The organism is Terrisporobacter sp. (assembly GCF_017888745.1).
Classification (GTDB): domain Bacteria; phylum Bacillota; class Clostridia; order Peptostreptococcales; family Peptostreptococcaceae; genus Terrisporobacter.
In genome coordinates this window covers 1-1588 of sequence record NZ_JAGHFM010000380.1, presented here as the reverse complement: position 1 = coordinate 1588, position 1588 = coordinate 1, and the positions used below count along the sequence as shown (strand labels likewise).

The window sequence follows — 1588 nt, the reverse complement described above, 5'->3', positions numbered from 1 at the left end:
ATAATAAACCATCTAATCAATCTATTTATTTTATTTAAATCATTAAAGTTATTAGCCATAATTTATTCTCCCATAATATATCCGATACCAAACAAAGTAATTATATATTCTGGATTTTTTGAATCATCTTTTATTTTTTTACGAAGTCTTCTTATATTAACAGACAATGTATTTTCATCTACATAGTTGCCATTATTATCCCATAACTTATCTAGCAATATTTCTTTAGTCATGGCCCTTCCCTTATTTTTGCTTAACAGTTCTAAAAGCTTATACTCAGTTGCAGTTAAATATATTTCTTCATCTCTTTTATGAACTTTTCTACTATCAAAATCTATTTTTAAGTCTTTATATTTAAAAATATTTTTAGCTTCTCCACAATTCCTTTTTAAGATTGCATTTATTTTAAACTTTAAAACACCAATAGAAAAGGGCTTTGAAATATAATCATCACACCCACTTTCAAATCCTTTTATCATATCTTCTTCTGTATCATTAGCTGTAAAAAATACTATAGGAAAATCCATCTTATCATTTATTTCTTTACAAAAGTCTAACCCTGATCCATCAGGTAAATTTATATCTAAAAGCAAGAAATCTATTTGGTTTTGTAAAATAGCAATCTTTCCTTCTTCCTTTGTATATACACTAATGACTTCATAGCCTTCTTTTTTTAAGGCAAATGTTACCCCTCTATTCAAACTTATATCATCTTCTATTATTAAAATTGTTGACATTAAATCCCTCCCACATTACGATTTAATTTTTATCATATCTCTAATTATAACAATAGTGGTAGATTTTTGACACCTACCACTATAACTTATATATTTATTTTTCTATTTCCCTTAATCTTTCTGTCACACTTCTTTTGCTACTAAATTTATAAACTAAACTAGGTGTAATTAAACATACTACAAATATTAATGTTATCATACTTACAAGTGGTACTGTGGGGAATACAAATACTGCATAGTCTGCAATTTTTTTAGTTAGCTCTGCTATCACATATATAATTCCCACTCCTAAAGTACTTATCAATAAAGTAATAATACCTCCATAATATAAACCTTCTAAAGTTAACATCTTTTTGATTTGCTTCTTAGTCATCCCTATACTTTCCATGACTGCTAACTCTTTTAATCTTACATTTACTCCTGTTATCATTACATTTATAAAGTTTAGAATTCCTATAAAGATCAAGATAATTGCCATTCCTCCGCCTAAAATATTCATTACCATAGAACTATTATTGAATTCTTTAGTTTGAGTAGTCTTTGAATCCATATATAATCCTCTAGCATCAGATATTTTTGTTAATTTAGATTTAACAGCTTCATCATATCTGTCATCAATATTTATGCATAATAAATATCCTATATGGTTTTTATCTAATTTCTCTAAAGCATGCTGACTTATAAATATACTTGGTATACCCAACTCATTAGATGGTGCATCTGCTAATAAATGTACCTCCTCACTAAATAATTTTGTATTAAAAGTCATTGAATCATTATCTTTATTTCTAAGAGTTATTTTTTCTCCTAATATATTTCTATCTTCCTCGTTGTAGTAGAAATTATCAACT

Annotated in this window: 2 protein-coding genes; both read right to left on the bottom strand. The window is 26.6% G+C overall.

Features of this window, described 5'->3' with window-relative positions:
- Positions 1 to 62 precede the first annotated feature (62 nt).
- Entirely contained in the window at positions 63 to 737 is a 675-nt protein-coding gene (locus J7G74_RS16235; RefSeq protein WP_297137306.1) for a response regulator transcription factor, read from the bottom strand.
- A gap of 94 nt (positions 738 to 831) precedes the next feature.
- Positions 832 to 1588: ABC transporter permease (locus tag J7G74_RS16230; protein WP_297137304.1), on the bottom strand; the 757-nt coding region annotated here is incomplete at its 5' end.